Origin of the sequence: Pseudomonas sp. NPDC087626, from assembly GCF_044743405.1 — a bacterium.
Classification (GTDB): Bacteria; Pseudomonadota; Gammaproteobacteria; order Pseudomonadales; family Pseudomonadaceae; genus Aquipseudomonas.
In genome coordinates, this window is sequence record NZ_JBIUWJ010000004.1 from 18647 (window position 1) to 38652 (window position 20006).

Annotated in this window: 20 protein-coding genes and 2 tRNA genes; 17 read left to right on the plus strand and 5 right to left on the minus strand. The window is 60.8% G+C overall.

What is annotated here, in order from left to right:
* Positions 1 to 5 precede the first annotated feature (5 nt).
* From ACIOVD_RS04835 to ACIOVD_RS04850, 4 genes are all read right to left on the minus strand, one after another.
* Positions 6 to 266, minus strand: a complete 261-nt coding sequence (locus tag ACIOVD_RS04835) for a DUF2164 domain-containing protein (RefSeq protein WP_401126405.1) — start codon at positions 264 to 266, stop codon at positions 6 to 8.
* Positions 267 to 905 carry an imidazole glycerol phosphate synthase subunit HisH gene (gene hisH, locus ACIOVD_RS04840; RefSeq protein ID WP_159993210.1) on the minus strand — a complete coding sequence of 213 codons (639 nt, stop codon included), beginning with the start codon at positions 903 to 905 and terminating at the stop codon, positions 267 to 269. It abuts the gene before it with no gap.
* Positions 905 to 1498: an imidazoleglycerol-phosphate dehydratase HisB gene (gene hisB, locus ACIOVD_RS04845; protein ID WP_095167520.1), complete on the minus strand. Its 594-nt coding sequence runs from the start codon at positions 1496 to 1498 to the stop codon at positions 905 to 907. Before hisB ends, hisH begins: the two co-directional genes overlap by 1 nt.
* 243 nt (positions 1499 to 1741) lie before the next feature.
* The gene (locus ACIOVD_RS04850; protein WP_320333438.1) at positions 1742 to 3403 is read right to left on the minus strand and encodes an OFA family MFS transporter; all 1662 of its coding nucleotides are present in this window, start codon (positions 3401 to 3403) and stop codon (positions 1742 to 1744) included.
* A 251-nt stretch (positions 3404 to 3654) separates the two neighbouring features.
* On the opposite strand from ACIOVD_RS04850, the gene ACIOVD_RS04855 reads away from it, so the two are divergent.
* The 5 genes from ACIOVD_RS04855 to ACIOVD_RS04875 all read left to right on the plus strand — a co-directional run bounded on the left by ACIOVD_RS04855 (position 3655) and on the right by ACIOVD_RS04875 (position 8585).
* The gene (locus ACIOVD_RS04855) at positions 3655 to 5880 is read left to right on the plus strand and encodes an AsmA family protein (protein ID WP_401126406.1); all 2226 of its coding nucleotides are present in this window, start codon (positions 3655 to 3657) and stop codon (positions 5878 to 5880) included.
* Positions 5877 to 6944, plus strand: a complete 1068-nt coding sequence (gene mutY / locus ACIOVD_RS04860; protein WP_159993204.1) for an A/G-specific adenine glycosylase — start codon at positions 5877 to 5879, stop codon at positions 6942 to 6944. The genes ACIOVD_RS04855 and mutY overlap by 4 nt, the downstream gene beginning before the upstream one ends.
* A complete protein-coding gene (locus ACIOVD_RS04865; RefSeq protein ID WP_095167384.1) occupies positions 6941 to 7213 on the plus strand; it encodes an oxidative damage protection protein in 273 nt (90 codons plus the stop codon). The genes mutY and ACIOVD_RS04865 overlap by 4 nt, the downstream gene beginning before the upstream one ends.
* A gap of 103 nt (positions 7214 to 7316) precedes the next feature.
* Positions 7317 to 7392: transfer RNA gene (locus ACIOVD_RS04870), tRNA-Phe, on the plus strand.
* Between the two features lie 113 nt (positions 7393 to 7505).
* Entirely contained in the window at positions 7506 to 8585 is a 1080-nt protein-coding gene (locus ACIOVD_RS04875; protein ID WP_401126409.1) for a hypothetical protein, read from the plus strand.
* A gap of 49 nt (positions 8586 to 8634) precedes the next feature.
* Here the strand turns inward: ACIOVD_RS04875 and ACIOVD_RS04880 are convergent, their stop codons facing one another.
* A complete protein-coding gene (locus ACIOVD_RS04880; RefSeq protein WP_095167388.1) occupies positions 8635 to 9084 on the minus strand; it encodes a hypothetical protein in 450 nt (149 codons plus the stop codon).
* 260 nt (positions 9085 to 9344) lie between these two features.
* Here ACIOVD_RS04880 and ACIOVD_RS04885 point away from each other — a divergent pair, with 260 nt between their 5' ends.
* The 12 genes from ACIOVD_RS04885 (at position 9345) to ACIOVD_RS04940 (ending at position 20006) form a co-directional block, all read left to right on the plus strand.
* Entirely contained in the window at positions 9345 to 10397 is a 1053-nt protein-coding gene (locus ACIOVD_RS04885; RefSeq protein ID WP_401126411.1) for a YhcG family protein, read from the plus strand.
* 71 nt (positions 10398 to 10468) lie between these two features.
* Positions 10469 to 11443 (plus strand): alpha/beta fold hydrolase, encoded by a 975-nt coding sequence (locus tag ACIOVD_RS04890; protein ID WP_401126413.1) that lies wholly within the window; start codon positions 10469 to 10471, stop codon positions 11441 to 11443.
* A gap of 39 nt (positions 11444 to 11482) precedes the next feature.
* Positions 11483 to 11899, plus strand: coding sequence for a hypothetical protein (locus ACIOVD_RS04895; protein WP_095167392.1), 417 nt, complete (start codon positions 11483 to 11485; stop codon positions 11897 to 11899).
* A gap of 5 nt (positions 11900 to 11904) precedes the next feature.
* Positions 11905 to 12357 carry a hypothetical protein gene (locus tag ACIOVD_RS04900; RefSeq protein WP_159993196.1) on the plus strand — a complete coding sequence of 151 codons (453 nt, stop codon included), beginning with the start codon at positions 11905 to 11907 and terminating at the stop codon, positions 12355 to 12357.
* A gap of 600 nt (positions 12358 to 12957) precedes the next feature.
* Positions 12958 to 13731 carry an ABC transporter ATP-binding protein gene (locus ACIOVD_RS04905; protein WP_095167396.1) on the plus strand — a complete coding sequence of 258 codons (774 nt, stop codon included), beginning with the start codon at positions 12958 to 12960 and terminating at the stop codon, positions 13729 to 13731.
* Between the two features lie 13 nt (positions 13732 to 13744).
* A complete protein-coding gene (locus ACIOVD_RS04910; protein WP_095167398.1) occupies positions 13745 to 14500 on the plus strand; it encodes an ABC transporter substrate-binding protein in 756 nt (251 codons plus the stop codon).
* A 77-nt stretch (positions 14501 to 14577) separates the two neighbouring features.
* The gene (locus ACIOVD_RS04915; protein WP_159993188.1) at positions 14578 to 15273 is read left to right on the plus strand and encodes an ABC transporter permease; all 696 of its coding nucleotides are present in this window, start codon (positions 14578 to 14580) and stop codon (positions 15271 to 15273) included.
* The gene (locus ACIOVD_RS04920; protein ID WP_095167402.1) at positions 15270 to 15959 is read left to right on the plus strand and encodes an ABC transporter permease; all 690 of its coding nucleotides are present in this window, start codon (positions 15270 to 15272) and stop codon (positions 15957 to 15959) included. Before ACIOVD_RS04915 ends, ACIOVD_RS04920 begins: the two co-directional genes overlap by 4 nt.
* Positions 15940 to 17169, plus strand: a complete 1230-nt coding sequence (locus ACIOVD_RS04925) for a methyltransferase (RefSeq protein ID WP_401126417.1) — start codon at positions 15940 to 15942, stop codon at positions 17167 to 17169. Before ACIOVD_RS04920 ends, ACIOVD_RS04925 begins: the two co-directional genes overlap by 20 nt.
* Before the next feature lie 354 nt (positions 17170 to 17523).
* Positions 17524 to 18345, plus strand: a complete 822-nt coding sequence (locus tag ACIOVD_RS04930; protein ID WP_401126418.1) for an FkbM family methyltransferase — start codon at positions 17524 to 17526, stop codon at positions 18343 to 18345.
* Positions 18346 to 18423: 78 nt separating this feature from the next.
* Positions 18424 to 18499 (plus strand) — tRNA-Thr (locus ACIOVD_RS04935).
* Between the two features lie 172 nt (positions 18500 to 18671).
* Positions 18672 to 20006: a tyrosine-type recombinase/integrase gene (locus tag ACIOVD_RS04940; protein ID WP_401126420.1), complete on the plus strand. Its 1335-nt coding sequence runs from the start codon at positions 18672 to 18674 to the stop codon at positions 20004 to 20006.

Genomic DNA, 20006 nt, shown 5'->3' on the forward strand with positions numbered 1-20006 from the left:
CGCTTTCAGCTGCTCTTTTCGAGCGCCCACAGGTCGTTTTCGATGCTTTCAAACCTCTCTTTGAGGTGTGTCTGCACATCGAAAATCGCCCTGTTGTAATAGTGCGGAGCAATTTCGCGGGTAAACAGCTCAAGGATTTCGCCCGCTTCGAACGAACCCAGGTCCAGTTCGAAGCGGTCCTCCATGAAGCGCTTGATCTTGTGATTGGCCTCGTTCTCCTGTTCAGGAGTGAGGGTCAGGATCGGCGGCTTCTTCTTCACGGCCATTTACCAGCGACCATCCCACGCCGCGAAGTTCTGCAGCAATTGCAGGCCATGGGTATGGCTCTTCTCAGGGTGGAACTGCACCGCGAAACGCGAGCCTTCGGCCAGCGCAGCGGCGAAGTCGACGCCGTAGTGACCGCCACCGACCACCTGCCGCGGGTTACCGGCGGCGATGTAGTAGCTGTGCACAAAATAGAAGCGCGCCAGGTCCGGGATGTTGTGCCACAGCGGGTGATCCACCACCTGTTGCACTTCGTTCCAGCCCATGTGCGGGACTTTCAGGTGTTCGCCGTCTTCATGCAGGCCCTTGCCGAAGAACTTCACCGCACCTGGAAACAGGCCGATGCAGTCGACGCCGTCATTCTCTTCACTGTGTTCGAGCAGGGCTTGCATGCCGACACAAATGCCGAGGAACGGACGGTCCTGGCTGACTTCGCGCACCAGCGAGTCGAAGCCCAGGCGACGGATCTCGGCCATGCAATCGCGAATCGCGCCAACACCGGGGAAAACCACCCGGTCGGCTTCGCGAATCACATTGGCATCGCTGGTGATCAGCACCTTGCCGGCACCTACGTGTTCGAGGGCCTTGGCCACCGAGTGCAGGTTACCCATGCCGTAATCGATAACCGCGACCGTCTGCATTACAGAACGCCCTTGGTCGAAGGCATTTGCCCGGCCATGCGCTCATCGAGCTCGACGGCCATGCGCAGGGCGCGGCCGAAAGCCTTGAACACGGTTTCGATCTGGTGGTGGGTGTTGGTGCCACGCAGGTTGTCGATGTGCAGGCTGACGTTGGCGTGGTTGACGAAACCCTGGAAAAACTCCTGGAACAGGTCGACGTCAAAACCACCCACGGTTGCGCGGGTATAGGGAACATGCATCTGCAAGCCAGGACGGCCGGAGAAGTCGATCACCACGCGCGACAGCGCTTCATCGAGCGGCACATAGGCGTGGCCGTAGCGACGGATGCCTTTCTTGTCGCCGATGGCTTTGCTGAAGGCTTGCCCCAAGGTGATACCGACGTCTTCCACGGTGTGGTGGTCGTCGATATGCAGGTCGCCCTTGCACTCGATATCCAGGTCGATCAGCCCGTGTCGGGCGATCTGGTCCAGCATGTGCTCAAGAAAAGGTACACCGATATTAAATCGGGCCTTTCCGGTGCCATCCAGGTTGATCGAGGCTTTGATCTGGGTTTCCAGAGTGTCGCGCTCGACGGACGCCATACGTTCGGCCATCACCAGCTCCGCAAAATCATTGGGCGAAAAAGGCATCCATTATAGGCACGGCGGCGGCAAACAGAAACACGCCAAATGATATCCCTGACCGGTTGAAGCCAATGTGGCCGGGGATATACCTGTCATGACATGTATGAGCCTGAGCGCTGTCGAGCGTGGTGTATCAGGCACACCGCGCTGCCGTTTGTCGCGAGCAAGCGTTGCTCCGACGGGGTTCGCGGTGTGCCGGGTAGTGCGCGTTGACTAGTGAAACAGCACTGCCGTCTTCTGCAGGGTCACCCATACGCCCCACGCCAGCGGAATCCCCACCACCAGCCAGGCCGCCACGGCCAACGGCACGCTGGCCGACGACGCCTTCCACTCCAGCACCGTAGTGCTGTCGGCGCCTTTGTCGTGCCCCAGGGCCTGTTCTGCTGCGAGCTCGGCGTCGGTCATGAAGTACTTGTCTGCCACTGGACGCACCAGCAGGTTGCAGAGGAACCCCAGCACCAGCAAGCCGGCGAGAATGTACAAGGTGATGTCATAGGCCGCTGCACGCTCGACGCCGATGCTCAACTGATACTCACGCAGGTAGTTCACCAGCACCGGGCCCAGCACGCCCGCCGCCGCCCAGGCCGTCAGCAGGCGACCGTGGATCGCCCCGACCATCTGGGTGCCGAACAGGTCGGCCAGGTACGCCGGCACCGTGGCGAAACCACCGCCGTACATCGACAGGATGATGCAGAACGCGGCGACGAACAGCGAGACGTTGCCCAGATGCCCGAGGTTCGGGATCAGCGCATACAGGGCAAAACCCAGGGCGAAGAACACAAAGTAGGTGTTTTTGCGCCCCAGGTAGTCGGAGAACGACGCCCAGAAGAACCGCCCGCCAATGTTGAACAGACTCAGCAACCCGGTAAAACCGGCGGCGATGGCCGCGATCGAGGCCAGTTGCCCGGCGTCCAGTTGACCGAATGCCAAATCGTTACCCAGCAACTTACCGCCGAACACTTCCTGCAGCAGCGGCGAGGCCATGCCGAGAATGCCGATCCCGGCCGATACATTGAGGCACAACACCAGCCATACCAGGCGGAACTGCGGGGTTTTCCATGCCACATTCACGTGCACGTGACGATGGGTAATCATCGCGTTGGCGACTTTTTTCGCCGGCGGGGTCCAGCCCTCAGGCTTCCAGCCGGTCGGCGGCACGCGGTACGACAGCGCCCCGCCGATCATGAACACGAAGTAAATCGCCGCCATCACCAGGAAGCTCTGCCAGACGCCGACTCCGCCTGGCGAGGCGAAATGCCCCATCAACGCGGCTGCCAGCGGCGCACCAACCATGGCCCCGCCACCAAATCCCATGATCGCCATGCCGGTGGCCATGCCGCGCTTGTCCGGGAACCACTTGATCAGGGTCGACACCGGGGAGATGTAGCCCAGGCCCAGGCCGATCCCACCGATCACCCCGGAACCGAGCCACATCAGCCAGATCTGGTGGGTATAGATACCCAGCGCGGAAACCAACAGGCCACCACACCAGCACAGTGCCGACACCACACCGGCCTTGCGTGGCCCGGCATGTTCCAGCCAGCCGCCCCAGATAGCCGCCGAGCAACCGAGGAAGATGAAAAACAGGGTGTAGATCCAGCCGAGCATCGAGATCGGCCAGTCACACTGGGACGAGAACACCTGGGCGATAAAGCTCATGTCCGGCGCGCACGCCACGGGCGCGGTCACACCCAGGGCCTTGGACAGCGGTAGCCAAAACACCGAAAAGCCATAGGCCATGCCGATGCACAGGTGAATGGCCAGTGCGGCCGGTGGCACCAGCCAGCGGTTGAAACCGGGCTTGGCGATGATGCGTTCCTTGGACAGGAACGTCGGCGGGGGCGCAATAATGCCCGCCTCGGTGCTCGTGCTCATGTGTGTTTCCCCCAATTATTAGTATGGTTCGCCCGCCACTCCTCACCCACAGCCTTGTTTGCACATTGGCATGGCCGTTTTATCGAGTGAGGGTGCGTCTGGCGCGACAACCGGTCGCAGCGAGGCAGGCGGACGGGCGAAGATTACCATTTGCCCGTGAGAGAAAAACCAGTCACTGACCAGTCGTCAGTTTCGGAGCGCTATACTCCCCCGCTAAATTTCGAATTCGACTCTCTACAAGGACTCGCCCCATGAAAGCGTTCGGCAAAATCCTGGGTCTGGTACTTCTCGGGCTGTTGCTGGTCATTGTGGCCCTGGGCTTTGCCCTGACCCACTTCTTTGATCCCAATGACTACAAAGACGAGATTCGCCAGATTGCCCGCGACAAGGCCCACATCGAGCTGACGCTCAATGGCGACATCGGCTGGAGCCTGTTCCCCTGGCTCGGCCTGGAACTGCACGAAGCCAGTGTCGCGACCCTGAGCAACCCCAAGGCACCGTTCGCCGACCTGCAGATGCTCGGTCTTTCGGTGCGGGTCCTGCCGTTGCTGCGCCGCGAAGTACAGATGAGCGATGTCCGGGTCGAAGGCCTGAACCTGCGCCTGAACCGCGACAAGGATGGCCACGGCAACTGGGAAGACATCGGCAAGGCCGTGCCGGTCGCGGGCCAGCCCGAGGTAGCGGCGACCAGCAGCGACACCACTGCCAGCGCTCCGGTCCCGACAGAGAAACCCGCCCAGCCGATTCGCCTCGATATCGACAGCCTGACCGTCAATAACGCCCGGGTGGAGTACACCGACGAGCGCACCGGCAAGCAATTCACCGCCGAGAGCATCCAGCTGAGCACCGGTCCCGTGCACGATGCGACCAATATCGACGTCAAGTTGACCGCGTTCCTCGCCAGTAACCAACCCGCACTGCGGGTGCGCACCGAGCTCAATGGCGAACTGCGCTTCGAACGCGCGCTGCAGCGCTACAAGTTCGAAGACATGAAACTGTCAGGCGAACTGACCGGAGAACCGCTGCAAGGCAAGGCCGTAACCTTTGCCGCCCAAGGGCAGGTATTCCTCGATAAAGCGGCGAACGTCGCCGAATGGACGGGCATCAAGCTGTCCGTCAATCAATTGCGCGCCCTCGGTGAACTGAAGGCCAATGACCTCGACAAGACCCCGCAAATCAGCGGCGCCCTGTCGATCGCCCAGTTCGACCTGGCCAAGTTTGTCGACAGCATCGGCCAGAAACTCCCGGCCATGGCCGAGGGCAGCCTGAGCAAAGTCGAACTGGTCAGCCGCCTGGCCGCGACCCCCACCAGCCTGTCGCTGGACAACATCAACCTGAAACTCGACGACAGCACCTTCAGTGGCCGCATCGCCGTCGAGGACTTCGCCAAGCAAGCGCTGCGCGTGCAGCTCAAGGCCGACACCTTCAACGCTGATCGCTACCTGCCGCCCAAGTCCGCCGATGCCAACAGTGCAGCGGTGGCCCGCCAGGCGGAAGTCAGCAGCACCGAAGCCGATGCCCTGGCCGGCGCCGGCAGCACGCCCCTGCCGAACGCCCCGACCAAGGGTGCGTGGAGTAACGACAAGCTGATCCCGGCCGAGCGCCTGAGTAAGCTCGACCTCGACGCCGACCTGACCTTCGGCCAACTGACCCTCAGCCAACTGCCAATCCACAACGCCGCCCTCAAGGCCACCGGCCAGGGTGGCTTGCTGACCCTGCAAAACCTCAGTGGCGAGCTGTACAACGGCACCTTCAACGCCAAGGGCACCCTCGATGTGCGCCAGCCGGTGCCGGCCTTGAGCATGCAGACAGCGATCAACCGGGTGCCTGCGGAAAAAATTCTCGAGAGCCAAGGCAAAAACCCACCGGTCAAGGGCCTGATCACGCTCAACAGCCAGCTCACCGCCAACGGCAACAGCCAGAAAACCCTGATCGACAGCCTCAACGGCAACGCCAGCTTCGTCATCAACAATGGCGTGCTGCTCAACGCCAACCTCGAACAGCAATTGTGCAAAGGCATCGCCACCCTCAACCGCAAGACCCTCAGCGGCGAGCCACGGGGCAAGGACACGCCGTTCCAGGAACTCAAGGGCAACCTGACCTTGCGTAATGGCGTCGCCAGCAATCCAGACCTGAAAGTGCGTATCCCGGGGATGACCGTCAACGGCAACGGCGACGTCGACCTGCGCGTGCTGGGCATGGATTACCGCGTCGGCATCATTGTCGAAGGCGACCAGCGCGACATGCCGGACCCGGCCTGCCAGGTTGGCGAGAAATTCGTCGGTATCGAGTGGCCGCTGCGCTGCCGCGGCCCCCTGGAACTCGGCGCCAAGGCCTGCCGCCTGGACAACGAGCGCCTCGGCCAGGTCGCCAGCAAACTGGCCGGCGACAAGCTCAGTGAGAAAATCGATGAAAAACTCGGCGACAAAGTCAGCCCGGAACTGAAGAACGCGCTCAAGGGGCTGTTCAAGCGATGAGAGCCGAGCAATTTTCAACGGCGGTGCTGGACTGGTACGACCGCCACGGCCGCCATGACCTGCCCTGGCAACAGGGCATCACCCCCTACCGGGTGTGGGTCTCGGAAATCATGCTGCAGCAGACCCAGGTCAGCACTGTGCTGAACTACTTCGACCGTTTCATGGCGTCGTTGCCCACGGTCCAGGACCTGGCCGCCGCACCGGAAGATGAAGTGCTGCACCTGTGGACCGGGCTGGGCTACTACACCCGCGCGCGCAATTTGCAAAAGACCGCGAAGATCATCGTCGAGCAGTACGGCGGCGAATTCCCCCAGGATGTGGAAAAACTCACCGACCTGCCGGGCATCGGCCTGTCCACCGCGGGCGCAATCGCCAGCCTGAGCATGGGCCTGCGGGCGCCGATCCTCGACGGCAACGTCAAGCGGGTGCTGGCGCGCTTTACCGCACAAGAGGGTTATCCAGGCGAGCCCAAGGTTGCCAAGCAGTTGTGGGCCACCGCCGAACGCTTCACCCCCCACGACCGCGTCAACGCCTACACCCAGGCGATGATGGACATGGGCGCCACGCTTTGCACCCGCAGCAAGCCAAGCTGCCTGCTGTGCCCGCTGGAAAAGGGCTGTGAAGCGCACATGCTCGGCCTGGAAACCCGCTACCCGATCCCCAAGCCGCGCAAAACCGTACCCCAGAAACGTACGCTGATGCCGCTGCTGGCCAACCGCGACGGCGCCATCCTGCTTTACCGGCGCCCCTCCACCGGCCTTTGGGGCGGTTTATGGAGCCTGCCGGAGCTGGATGATCTCGGCGACCTGGAGCACCTGGCCCTGCAACACTCGCTGCAACTGGGCAAACACACCGAGCTGGCGAACCTGATCCACACCTTCAGTCATTTCCAGTTGGCCATCGAACCCTGGCTGGTTCAGGTCGAGGAGGCCGGCCATCACGTGGCCGAGGCCGACTGGCTCTGGTATAACCTCGCCACCCCGCCGCGCCTGGGCCTCGCCGCCCCGGTGAAAAAACTGCTCAAGCGCGCGGCCGACGTATTGAACGCAGGAGAGTCGTCATGACCCGCACCATCATGTGCCGCAAGTACAACGAAGAACTGCCGGGCCTGGAGCGCGCGCCCTTCCCGGGTGCCAAAGGCCAGGACATTTTTGACCACGTATCGCAAAAGGCCTGGGCCGACTGGCAAAAACACCAGACCCTGCTGATCAACGAAAAACGCTTGAACATGATGAACGCCGAAGACCGCAAATATCTTCAGGGCGAGATGGACAAGTTCTTCTCCGGCGAGGATTACGCCAAAGCCGAAGGCTACGTGCCGCCTGCTGAGTAATTGCGTAGATACCGGGGTCGGATCGTAAGCGACGGTAATAATTAAAATTTTTTTGAAAACTTGCTTGACGACCCCCTGAAAAACCAGTTTAATGCGCCCCGTTGCCCAGATAGCTCAGTCGGTAGAGCAGGGGATTGAAAATCCCCGTGTCGGCGGTTCGATTCCGTCTCTGGGCACCAAATACCGAAAACCCTGAATCGCAAGATTCAGGGTTTTTTTATGCCCGTAGAAAACTGAAGATGCTCAAATAGCCCGTCGCCGTACCCGCATCTTCACAAGGACACCTCTACGCATGGACAGGCAACCCACGGGCAACCCCGGCCCATCCGAACCTTTCCAGGCCCTGGACAAGGTTTTCCAGTTCATCGAAAAGCACAACTGGAAACTGTTCCACTTCGCCTCCCTGGCTTTCGGCTTCCTGATCTTCCTGATCTATTTCGGCCAAAACCACTTCTACCCCGACTTCGACCTGTTCGGCTTCGTATCGCTTCTGGCGGCAGCAGCCATCATGGGGTGCGTCATCGTGCTGCTGATCGGCTTTGGCTTCACCGCCCCCGGGTGGATCTGGTCAGAAGTATTCTTCAGCGACAAACCCGTGGATGAAGAGCTGAAGTATCGAATCAACGGCAACACTCCCAAGACAAATCTCGACCGACGCCTGATCAACCGCTATTTTTTCGCCCCCGGGTTCTGCAGCCTCGCCGTCTTGTGGCTGGCTCTGTATTTTTTACAGGACGGCCACGCCTTTACCCTCGGCTTGCTGGCCGGGCCACTGGTGATCGGCATCGCGTTCGGCCTACCCCTGCAAAAAAACTACGAACTACCGTCCTATAGCTGGCTGAAGTTCGCCATCACAGCCTTCCTGACATTCCTTACCGGCAACCTCGTCGCACTGCTGGCAACGACAGCCCTGGCCAGGGGAGCCCCCGGGATGGTCAAAACCCTGGGCGAATACCCGTTCATGGCCGTGTGCTTTTTGGCCTTGCTGATACTCCTCACGGTCATTACAGCCGTGATCCGGCAAAACCAGCGCCATGTGCTGATCGTCAGCCCACTGCTGGCCCTCCTGCTGATGTTTGGGGCCAATACCTGGAGCGTCCTGCCCGGGAAAATCATCAGCGCCCTGGGGCTCGGCAATTATCAGGCAGAGCAGGTACTGCTGAGCAAAGAGCTCTGCGAGAAATACCAGGCGATCGAGAGCTATGGAGTCAAGGACGATTGCGCCCTGAACCACGTTCACGTGGTCTGGTCGATGGGTGGCCTTAGCGTGATCAAGTGGTCATTTGCAGATCAGGAGATCAAGGTCAAAGTACCCAGTGCGGTCATCCTCTCCATCAGGCTGGCGGCACCAGACGCGCCTGGCAAACCCTGAACCACCACGGCCCTGTCCTCAGTGACAGGGCCGGGACGGCTGCAGGCAGCTACTGGGCATCATTCCAGTGAAAGACCAGATTACTTGCCCCGCCACTGCCAACATCTGCGGTATCACGCCGCTCCTCGCCATTGCGCGTGGCGATCACCGAATACTTGCCGGCGGGCAGCTTCACGTAGACCAGGGGACCGGCGTTATCCAGCGTCAGCACGGCTTGCCCTGGCGCCTTTTGCACCACTACATCGACATCGGCGGTGTATTGGTTCTGCGGGCCCACGGCAAAGGTCATGTGCAGGTTGTAGCCCTGGGCTTGCTCAATGGTTCGGGACTCGTCGAGGCCGATGCCGCCTGACAGGTAGGTAATCCCGTTTTGCTGCTGTGGCTGGGCTTGCACCCCGGCGCTGTCGATCGGCTCATAACTGGCGGCTTGCGCCAGTACGGGGAACAGCAACAAACCGACCGCCGCGAGTGGTAACAGGAACAAACGAACACGTTTCATGATGACAACTCCCGGGTTCTGTAGAACCCAATCGTTATCCCTTTTCGATTTCCGCCAGCACGGCCAAGTTTCAGACTGATTTGAACTTGAGCCCACCACGAAAAGGACTACAGGACTCACCTGTCGAACTTCGCCCCCTATGGCTGGATTCCAGCGCAACTACAGGTCTTTCCTGCAGACTTCCAGGCCCCGCCCTGCATCCAGTCCCACCCCACGACTGAGAAGCTCTCCCGCCTGTTCTTCCCAACGCGGAGCCCCTCATGAGCGCCATCGAACCTCAGTCCCAGGAGCCACAACTTGCCTCACTGCTGGGTAATCTCGGCGACCTGATCCGCGAGGCGCGGCGCAAAGTATTGCGCGCAGTCGATACCACCCAGGTGCAGACCTGCTGGCAGATCGGGCGGCATATCGTCGAGTTCGAGCAGCAAGGCGCCAAGCGAGCGGGTTATGGCAAGCAACTGCTGGCGACGCTGGCGAGTGTGCTGACGGCGGAGTTTGGTAAAGGCTTCGACAGCTCAAACCTTCGCTACATGCGCCTGTTCTACCAGGCATTCCCAATTTGTGACGCGCTGCGTCACGAATTGAGCTGGACCCATTACCGCGCCTTACTACGCGTCGAAAACGACCACGCCCGCCACTGGTACATGATCGAATCCGCCACCCAGAACTGGTCGACCCGGGCCCTGGAGCGCCAGATCGGCACGCTCTACTACGAGCGCCTGCTGGCCAGCCGCGATCGCTCGACCGTGAAGCAGGAAGCCGCGACCCATATCCAGCAACTGCCAGCCACCCCCCGGGATTTCATCCGCGACCCGGTGGTGCTGGAGTTTCTTGGCCTGCCCAATGCCGGCTCGGTGCTGGAAACCGATCTGGAACAAGCCTTGATCAATCAGTTGCAAGGCTTCCTGCTGGAACTGGGCAAGGGTTTCGCCTTTATCGCCCGCCAGCAACGCATCAGCACCGACAGCAAAGACTTCTACATCGACCTGGTGTTCTACAACTACTTGCTCAAGTGCTTCGTTATCTTCGACATCAAGCGTGGCGAACTGAGCCATCAGGATGTGGGCCAGATGGACATGTACGTGCGCATGTACGACGACCTCAAGCGCGGTCCGGAAGACAGCCCCACCGTGGGCATCATCCTCTGCGCACAAAAGGATGAGTCGGTGGTCCGCTACTCCATGCTGCAAGGTCACGAACAGCTATTCGCCAGCAAGTACAAACTGGTGCTGCCCAGCGAGGAGGAACTGCGTGCGGAACTGGATCGTGAGCGGGTCATGCTCGAGCAACGGCTGATCAACCGACACCATTGACCAACCGGACGGATTGTCGACCCGCCAAAGGCAGACTATGGTTGGCAGCTACCCGCAAAGGTTGCGCGCCAATGAATTTGCAGGAAAGCCCTTCACTGACACCGACTCAAATCGAGCTGGAACTGCTGGCCAAGCCGCTTATGACTTCCTTCCGGGAGCCCGCCGCCGACGGTTTTGCCCTGGGTGGTTTCACTTGGCGGCATGCCGGCACCGACCAGTCCCGGGCAGTGGTGATCATCAACGCTGCCACTTCGGTGCGTTGCCGCCACTACTCGCGCTTTGCCGAATACCTGTGCGCCCATGGCTTCGACGTCATCACCTATGACTACCGGGGTATTGGCGAGTCGCGCCCAGCCTCGCTGAAAAACCTCGACGCCAGTTGGTCGGATTGGGGCCACCTGGACTTCGAGGCCATGCTCAAGCGTGCACAGCGCGAGTTTCCTGGCCAGCCCATCGATGTCGTCGGCCATAGCTTTGGCGGCTGTGCCGCGGGATTGGCGAACTCGGGGCCGGTGATCCGGCGCCTGGTGACCGTCGGTGCACAATTTGCCTACTGGCGCGACTACACCCCGGACCTGCGCTGGCGGATGTTCGGCAAGTGGCATGTGGTGATGCCGCTGGTGACCTGGCTCTGCGGTTATTTCCCCGGCAAACGCCTGGGCTGGCTGGAAGACACTCCGGCCGGCGTGGTGCGCGACTGGAGCCGATCCGCGCCGCGCTTCGAGCAGTGCCCCAGCGGCCGCGTGCTTGCCGCAAAAGTCGGCCAGCTACCTTTCGTCGCCGTTACCGCGAAAACCCTGGCAATCAGCCTCAGCGACGATCCCTACGGCACCGTTGCCGCCATCGAGCGCCTGCTGGGCTACTTCACCCGCAGTGCCAACACTCACCTGCGAATCGCCCCGCAAGACATCGGCGAGCAACAAGTCGGACATTTCGGCTTTTTTCGTAGCCCATACCAAGCCACACTATGGCCCATTGCATTGTCCTGGCTGCAACATGGCGAACTGGCCCCCGATCATCCCGGGCGGCGAGTCCCCCGTAGCTGACCGGCCTGCACCCTCTCGACGAAACACGGAACGACGCCCATGGCATCCGCGAACAAGCAGCAAAAACGCGCCACCCGCGCCAAAGCCAAGGCCAAGCAGAACCGCACCCAACGCGCAGCCGCGCCGGTGGACCTGGACCCGAACGACGATCGCATCGACTTCGAGTCAGTCGACCTGACCGAGCTGTTCAAGAAAATGATCGACGCCGAAAAGACCAGCCAGCAAGCCATGTGCAGCGCCTTCCTCGAAGACCCGCTGCTGGAACTGGTGTACGAGCAGGAAGGCGAAGAAGGTGCCATGGACTTCATCCTGGCGGCCCTCATCGAATATCGCCAATGGTCCACCGAGACCGACGAAGCCGGCGCCCTGGCGTGGATCGAATCGCCAGCCTTCCAGGCTGACTACGTGGCGGCGTCCGACGCCATCGCGGCCAACACTCAACAGAAAGCGAACTGAATTACATGGCATCCCCGAACAAACAGCAAAAACGCGCCAAACGCGCCAAGGCCAAGGCCAAGCAGATCCGCATGGTCGGCAGAAAGCCGCTGGCACTGGATGACGAGACAGGCCACCTGGACGCGCCGATCCCCGAGTACACCCTGGCGATGTTCAGCAAGATGCACGCCGCAGAGGCCACCAGCCGCAATGACATGCTGTTGACCCTGCTGTCGAACCTCAGCGAGATCATCAACGAGCACCCAGACCTGCTCGACATGGAAAACGCCGAGAACGAAGCCATGGCCGCCACCCATCTGGCCGCCGACATGCTGATCGACTACCGCATGTGGGCCGACGGCATGGACCGCGAAACCGCCCAGGCCTGGCTCACCGAGCCGCAGTTCATCAGCGACTTCGGCAACGCCCTGGACAGCTACCGCGAATCCCTGGGCGAACCGGACGAAAAGGCCGAGTAAACCCTGCAGTCCGCTAACCAGAACGGCCGCTCGTCATCCCTGACAGCGGCCGTTTTTCGCCTCTCCGGATAACTCAATTCCATTGCAGGGCGGCGCTTCTCGCAAAAACAAACCAACCTGTCGCTTTCTAATTCCGCACGAAACAATTGCGCCAAAATGTGTCATGACCTCACATTCCGCGGCCTGCACAAAGACCGAGCTCCAATGCTAAGTCATTGAGATTAATAGCACTTCGCCAGAACATTAACGTGCCATCCAGCCACCGGATGAATCGGCGCACCAAAAACACACAGAAAAAACCACTGGTGCACAATAAACGTGCCGATCAGGAACGAATGTCCGCTTAGCGCTTCCAACACCCGGCCAAAGCTGGCACCATCGCGCCTTTTTTTACGCTCCCCCCACGCAAACATGGCTTCAAACAGATGTTCGGTTGTTGATGGCGCGACAGTCTGCTGCGTCGATGCGACAACCGCGCACCACTTCCCGTGTGCACCCCGTGGGGCTGTTGGCCGCCATTCCAACGCTATGCTAGCTTGGCGCCTCGCCAGGAAGGCTGCCCAACAGCACAGGCACAACCGAACACAATGAGGACCGTACATGGCTGAGGCCACGCCCGCGCTTGAAATCCGCAACTTGCACAAACGCTACGGCCAGCTGGAGGTGCTCAAGGGCGTCTCGCTGACCGCACGCGACGGCGACGTGATCTCGATCCTGGGTTCCTCCGGCTCCGGCAAGTCCACGTTCCTGCGCTGCATCAACCTCCTGGAGAACCCCAACCAGGGGCAGATCCTGGTGGCTGGCGAAGAACTCAAGCTCAAGCCGGCAAAAAACGGCGAGCTGGTGGCCGCCGACGGCCGGCAGATCAACCGCCTGCGCAGCGAAATCGGTTTTGTGTTTCAAAACTTCAACCTGTGGCCGCACATGAGCGTGCTCGATAACATCATCGAAGCACCGCGCCGCGTGCTGGGGCAGAGCAAGGCCGAGGCCATCGAAGTCGCCGAAGCCCTGCTGGCCAAGGTTGGCATCGCCGATAAACGCCACGCGTACCCGGCGCAACTGTCCGGCGGCCAGCAACAACGCGCGGCCATTGCCCGCACCCTGGCGATGCAGCCCAAAGTGATTCTGTTCGATGAACCCACTTCGGCACTTGACCCGGAAATGGTTCAGGAAGTACTAAACGTGATCCGCGCCCTGGCCGAAGAAGGCCGCACCATGCTGCTGGTCACCCATGAAATGGGCTTCGCCCGTCAGGTCTCCAGTGAAGTTGTGTTCCTTCACCAGGGCTTGGTAGAAGAGCAAGGATCGCCACAGCAGGTGTTTGAAAACCCGCTTTCGGCGCGCTGCAAACAATTCATGTCCAGCAACCGCTAACGGAGCTACCCGCATGCAGAACTACAAGAAATTCATCCTGGCCGCTGCCGCCACCCTGGTGTTCTCGGCCAACGCAATGGCTGCCGAAAAACTCAAGATGGGCATCGAGGCGGCCTACCCGCCGTTCAACAACAAGGATGCCAGCGGCCAGGTAGTCGGTTTCGACAAAGACATCGGCGACGCCCTGTGCGCCAAGATGAAAGTCGAGTGCGAAGTTGTCACCTCTGACTGGGACGGCATCATCCCGGCCCTCAACGCCAAGAAGTTCGACTTCCTGGTGTCTTCGCTGTCGATCACCGACGAGCGCAAGCAGGCCGTGGACTTCACTGACCGCTACTACTCCAACAAGCTGCAATTCATCGCGCCGAAAAACGTCGACTTCAAGACCGACAAGTCCTACCTCAAAGGCAAGACCATCGGCACCCAGCGCGCGACCCTGGCCGGTACCTGGCTGGAAGACACCTACGGTGACGACATCAAGGTCAGCCTCTACGACACCCAGGAAAACGCCTACTTGGACCTGACCTCCGGTCGCGTCGACGGCATCCTGGCCGACAAGTACGCCAACTACGACTGGCTGAAAAGCGATGCCGGCAAGAACTACGAGTTCAAAGGCGACCCAGTGGTAGAAAGCGACGAAATCGGCATCGCGGTGCGCAAGGGTGACAACGAATTGCGCAACAAGCTGAACGCCGCCATCAAGGAAATCGTCGCTGACGGCACTTACAAGAAGATCAACGACAAGTACTTCCCGTTCAGCATCTACTGATCCTGACGTGCCTGACCGGCGCGCCCACCCGGCGCGCCGGTCTTTAGCAAAGCCTGCTGCAACTTGAATAGACCTCCATGATTATCGAACTCCAAGGATTCGGCCCGGCGCTCGCCGCTGGCGCGCTGATGACCGTCAAACTGGCTCTCACGGCCTTAAGCCTGGGGCTGGTGCTCGGCCTGCTCGGCGCCTTGGCCAAGACTTCCCCGTACAAGTCACTGCAGTGGCTTGGCGGCACCTACTCGACTCTGGTACGCGGCATCCCGGAACTGCTCTGGGTGCTGCTGATCTACTTCGGCACCGTCAACCTGATGCGTGCCCTCGGCGAGTTTTTCGGCAAGCCTGACCTGGCGCTCAATGCCTTTGCCGCCGGCGTGATCGCCCTCGGCCTGTGCTTTGGCGCCTATGCCACGGAAGTGTTCCGTGGGGCGATCCTGGCCATTCCCAAGGGCCACCGCGAAGCGGGTGTGGCCCTGGGCCTGTCGAAATGGCGGATCTTCACCCGGCTGATCATGCCGCAGATGTGGCGTATCGCCCTGCCGGGGCTGGGCAACCTGTTCATGATCCTGATGAAGGACACGGCCCTGGTCTCGGTCATCGGTCTGGAAGAAATCATGCGTCACGCGCAGAACGGCGTGACCATGACCAAACAGCCGTTCACCTTCTATATGGTTGCCGCCTTCATGTACCTGGGGCTGACCGTCATCGCCATGACCGGCATGCACCTGCTGGAAAAACGCGCCGCTCGCGGCTTTGCCCGGAGCAACCAATGAACTGGGAAGTGATCATCAAGTGGCTGCCGAAGCTGGCCCAGGGCGCTACCCTGACCCTGGAACTGGTGGCCATCGCGGTCATCCTCGGCCTGCTGCTGGCCATTCCGCTGGGCATCGCCCGCTCGTCCAAGCTCTGGTACGTGCGCGCCCTGCCCTACGCCTACATCTTCTTCTTCCGCGGCACGCCCCTGCTGGTGCAGCTGTTCCTGGTCTACTACGGCCTGGCGCAGTTCGACGCGGTGCGCAGCAGCGCGATGTGGCCCTACCTGCGTGATCCGTTCTGGTGCGCCACCGCCACCATGACCCTGCACACGGCCGCCTACATCGCCGAGATCCTGCGCGGCGCGATCCAGGCCATCCCCCCGGGTGAAATCGAAGCCGCCCGGGCACTGGGCATGTCGCGGCCCAAGGCGCTGTTCTACATCATCCTGCCGCGTGCCGCGCGCATCGGCCTACCGGCCTACAGCAACGAAGTGATCCTGATGCTCAAGGCCAGCGCCCTGGCCAGTACCGTGACCTTGCTCGAACTGACCGGCATGGCTCGCACCATCATTGCCCGTACCTACCTGCCGGTGGAGATCTTCTTCGCCGCCGGTATGTTCTACCTGCTGATGGCCTACGTCCTGGTCCGGGGTTTCAAGCTGCTGGAGCGCTGGTTGCGCGTCGATGCCTGCCAGGGACGCTGAGCCGTCGGTGCTGACGGGCGAGCAGTTGCTCGCCCGCTTCAACGCCCTCGATGCCTTCCTGAGCGAGCACCAGGCACTCTGGCGCCCGCGCCCGTTTACCCAGCGCCAGTTGCCATGGGAAACCACCCACCCGCAACTGGCCCAGTGGTTACGCCAGCGCTCGCTGCAACACGCCGAAGACCACCACAACCATCCCGAACAGCTACTCGCCCCGGCACCTTTCCCGGCGCTGGCGGCGCAGTCGGCGGCCCTCAGCGTGCTCGCGCAATTCCCTGCCAATGCCATCCAACCCGCCGCGCCGCGCCTGAACGTCGACGTTCCGGGGCGCAAATGGCAGCAGATCGAAGCCTTTGCCGCCTGCCTGCAGTTCGCCGATCAACCCCGGCACTGGCTGGACTGGTGTGCGGGCAAGGGCCATCTGGGCCGCCGCCTGCTGCAAGCCGGCCAGCAACTGACCTGCCTCGAGCATGACCCGGCGCTGATCGCCAGCGGCCAGGCCCTGAGTCAGCACCATCGGCTGACTGCCCGGCATCTGCAGCAAGACGTGCTGGCAGCCGATGCAGCGGCCCAGGTCAGCGCCGACCTGACGCCAGTGGCCCTGCACGCCTGTGGCGACCTGCACGTGCGCCTGTTGCAACTGGCGAGCGCCGCCGGCTGCCCACAACTGGCCGTCGCCCCGTGCTGCTACAACCGCACCCAGGCCAGCCAATACCAAGCCCTGTCCAGCGCCGGCAAAGCCTCCAGCCTGCAGCTTTCCCTGGACGACCTGGCCCTGCCGCTCAGCGAAACCGTGACCGCCGGCGCCCGGGTCCGACGCCAGCGCGACAGCTCCATGGCTCGCCGCCTGGGCTTCGACCTGCTGCAACGACAACTGCGCGGGCTGGACCAGTACCTGCCGACGCCGTCACTGCCCAGCGCCTGGCTGGACAAACCCTTCGCCGACTACTGCCGCGACCTCGCCGCACTCAAAGACTTATCCACAGTCGGCACCCAGGACTGGCCGGCACTGGAAGCCGCCGGCTGGCAACGCCTGGCCGAAGTGCGCAACCTGGAACTGGTACGCGGCTTGTTCCGCCGCCCACTGGAACTGTGGCTGGTCCTCGACCGCGCGTTATTTCTCGAATCCCAGGGCTACCAGGTTCGCCTCGGCACCTTCTGCGAAAGTGCGCTGACGCCGCGCAATCTGCTGCTGCTAGCCGAGCGCCATTAAGGGGCATTTTGTCGCAGCACAGCCTGTGGATAACTCTGTTGATGAAAATCCATCTGGGCCTTTGGATCCAAGGCTTTTAGGGCTAAAAGGTCCTTGGTCATTTTTTGTTCACATTAAAAAACGAACGAAAAAACAGCCAGTTGCGACTTGTTGAGAATTCCTGCAAAAAATCGGTCATCCAGAGCGCCAGACAACTGCCAGTTGTGCATAAGCTTTAAAACCAAAGGACATAACTGCCGAATCCTGGCCTCTAACATGCCAACAATTGCGCGCATCAGATGCAGTTGCTATACACAGTCATCGGGCGCCCAGCGGGTGCCATGAATCGCCGTAGCCGACTGACAGGAAGCGCCAGTGACGTTCATTTCCTATGCACAGAACTTCGAAGACATTCGCCTGTGGCGCGCCCTGAAGCACTTCGAAAACGGCTTCTACATCGACGTCGGCGCCAATCAGCCCACCGTGGACTCGGTCACCAAGGCGTTTTATGAACGCGGCTGGACCGGCATCAACATCGAGCCGGTGCAGGTCTACCACGACGCCCTGTGCCAGGAGCGGCCCAAAGACATCAACCTGCAATGCGTGGCCGGCGACAACGCCGAGGCCCTGACCTTCTACGCCATCGCCGACACCGGCCTGTCGACCGTGGAAGCCAGCGTCGCCAAGCAGCACCGCGACGCCGGCATGGAGGTGCGCAGCCATACCGTCGACTCCCGCACCCTGACCTCGATCTGCGAAGAACACGTCAAAGGCCCGATCCACTTCCTCAAGATCGACGTCGAAGGCCACGAGGAAACCGTGCTGCGCGGCATGGACTTCAGCCAATGGCGCCCCTGGATCATCCTCATCGAAACCCCCTGGACCCGCGACCAGACCTGGGAACAACTGCTGCTCGACGCCGGTTACCACTCGGTACTGTTCGACGGCCTCAACACCTTCTACCTGGCCGAAGAACACCTGCACTTCAAGGGCGCATTCGAACTGGCCCCGTGCAACCTCGACGAGTTCCAGTTCTGCTACGGACACAGCTTCAGCTACCCCCTGACCGACCTGGAAACCGCCCTGCACAACGAACGCCAACGCGCCGACCGCGCCGAAGCCGAACTCCACGCCCTGCGCAACAGCCGCTCCTGGCGAGCCGTAGAAAAGCTCAAGAAAGTGCTGCGCAGAGCCTGACCCTGAGCGCTACGCAAAAATAGTCAGAATTCAGGGGTTTACAGACGCAAAGCAATCGCTATAATCGTCGCCCAACACGCCGGTATAGCTCAGTTGGTAGAGCAACTGACTTGTAATCAGTAGGTCCCGGGTTCGACTCCTGGTGCCGGCACCATACAAGGTTTCAGAGAAGGCTTTAAAAATCTCTGGAACCCCCGAAAAACCCGCCTTCTGGCGGGTTTTTTCGTTTTTGGGTTCTGTCGGGTTACGTCAAAATCTGGTGGATTCCAGCCGTTTTAAGGGTAGAGTTTGGGATACAGGTCACTTCGATAAAAGGGAGTACCCTTATGTCGCGCACCACAGCTCCGCTCTCCGACGCAGCCTGCCGCTTGGCAAAACCTACAGACCGCGCCTACAAGCTTTTCGACGGCGATGGCCTCTACCTCCTAGTCCAGCCCAATGGCCGCAAAGGCTGGCGGCTCCGTTACGTCAAACCTGACGGACGCGAAGGACTGACCTCGTTCGGCAACTACCCCGTCATTGGCCTCGCCGATGCGCGCCGCAAGCGCTTGGAGGTCAAGCGAATGCTGGTGGATGGCGTTGATCCTATAGAGACCAAGCACCAAGCCAAGGCGGAAGCCGTAATCAAAGGCAGAACCTTTGAAAGCGTTGCGCTCGACTGGCATACGGAAATGTCGGCCAAGTGGGCACCAGGCCATTCCAAGACAGTGATGAGCCGCCTCAAAACCCACGTATTCCCGCTGATCGGCGCCCGCGCCATTGTCGACCTCGACACCCATGACCTTATGCAGCCCTTGGAAGCGATCAAGAAGCGCGGAACGATAGACGTTGCTTTAAGGGTACAAAATTACCTGCAGAGCATCATGCGCGAGGCAAAAGGCCTCCGGCTTATCACCATAAACCCTGCTTACGATCTCGAAGGCTCGATCAAAGCCCCCCGGGTGGTACATCGCCCCGCTCTACCCTTATCGCGACTGCCGGAACTACAGGAGCGGATCGACACCTATAAAGGCCGGGCACTTACCCGTCTGACGGTGATGCTCTCGCTGCATGTGTTCGTCCGCTCCAGCGAACTGCGCTTCGCCCGTTGGAGCGAGTTCGACCTCAAGCGCGGCACCTGGGAGATACCAGACACTCGACCCGCGTTGGTCGGAGTACCCTTTTCAACAAGGGGAACGAAGATGGCCGGGGACATCCACCTTGTACCCTTATCGCCGCAAGCCGTGGCTTTGCTTGAACAGATCCACGCCCTCACCGGAAAATTCGACCTAGTGTTTGCAGGCGATGCCAAGCCCTGGAAACCGATGTCCGAAAATACCGTGAACAACGCGCTACGGGCGATGGGATACGACACCAAAACCGATATCTGCGGACATGGGTTTCGTTCGATGGCCTGCAGCGCACTGATCGAGTCAGGACTGTGGTCGGAGACAGCTATTGAACGGCAGATGAGCCACAAGGAGCGCAACAACGTCCGCGCCGCTTACATCCACAAGGCTGAGTTCATCGAGGAACGCAGGCTGATCATGAACTGGTGGAGTCGGTATCTGGAGGCCAACCGGCAAGAGCATGTCACTCCACACGAATTCGCCAACCAGATTGGGGTTAACGTTACTCGGATGAAGGCGAAGTCTGGCACTGGCGCAGAAAGGAAGAATTGA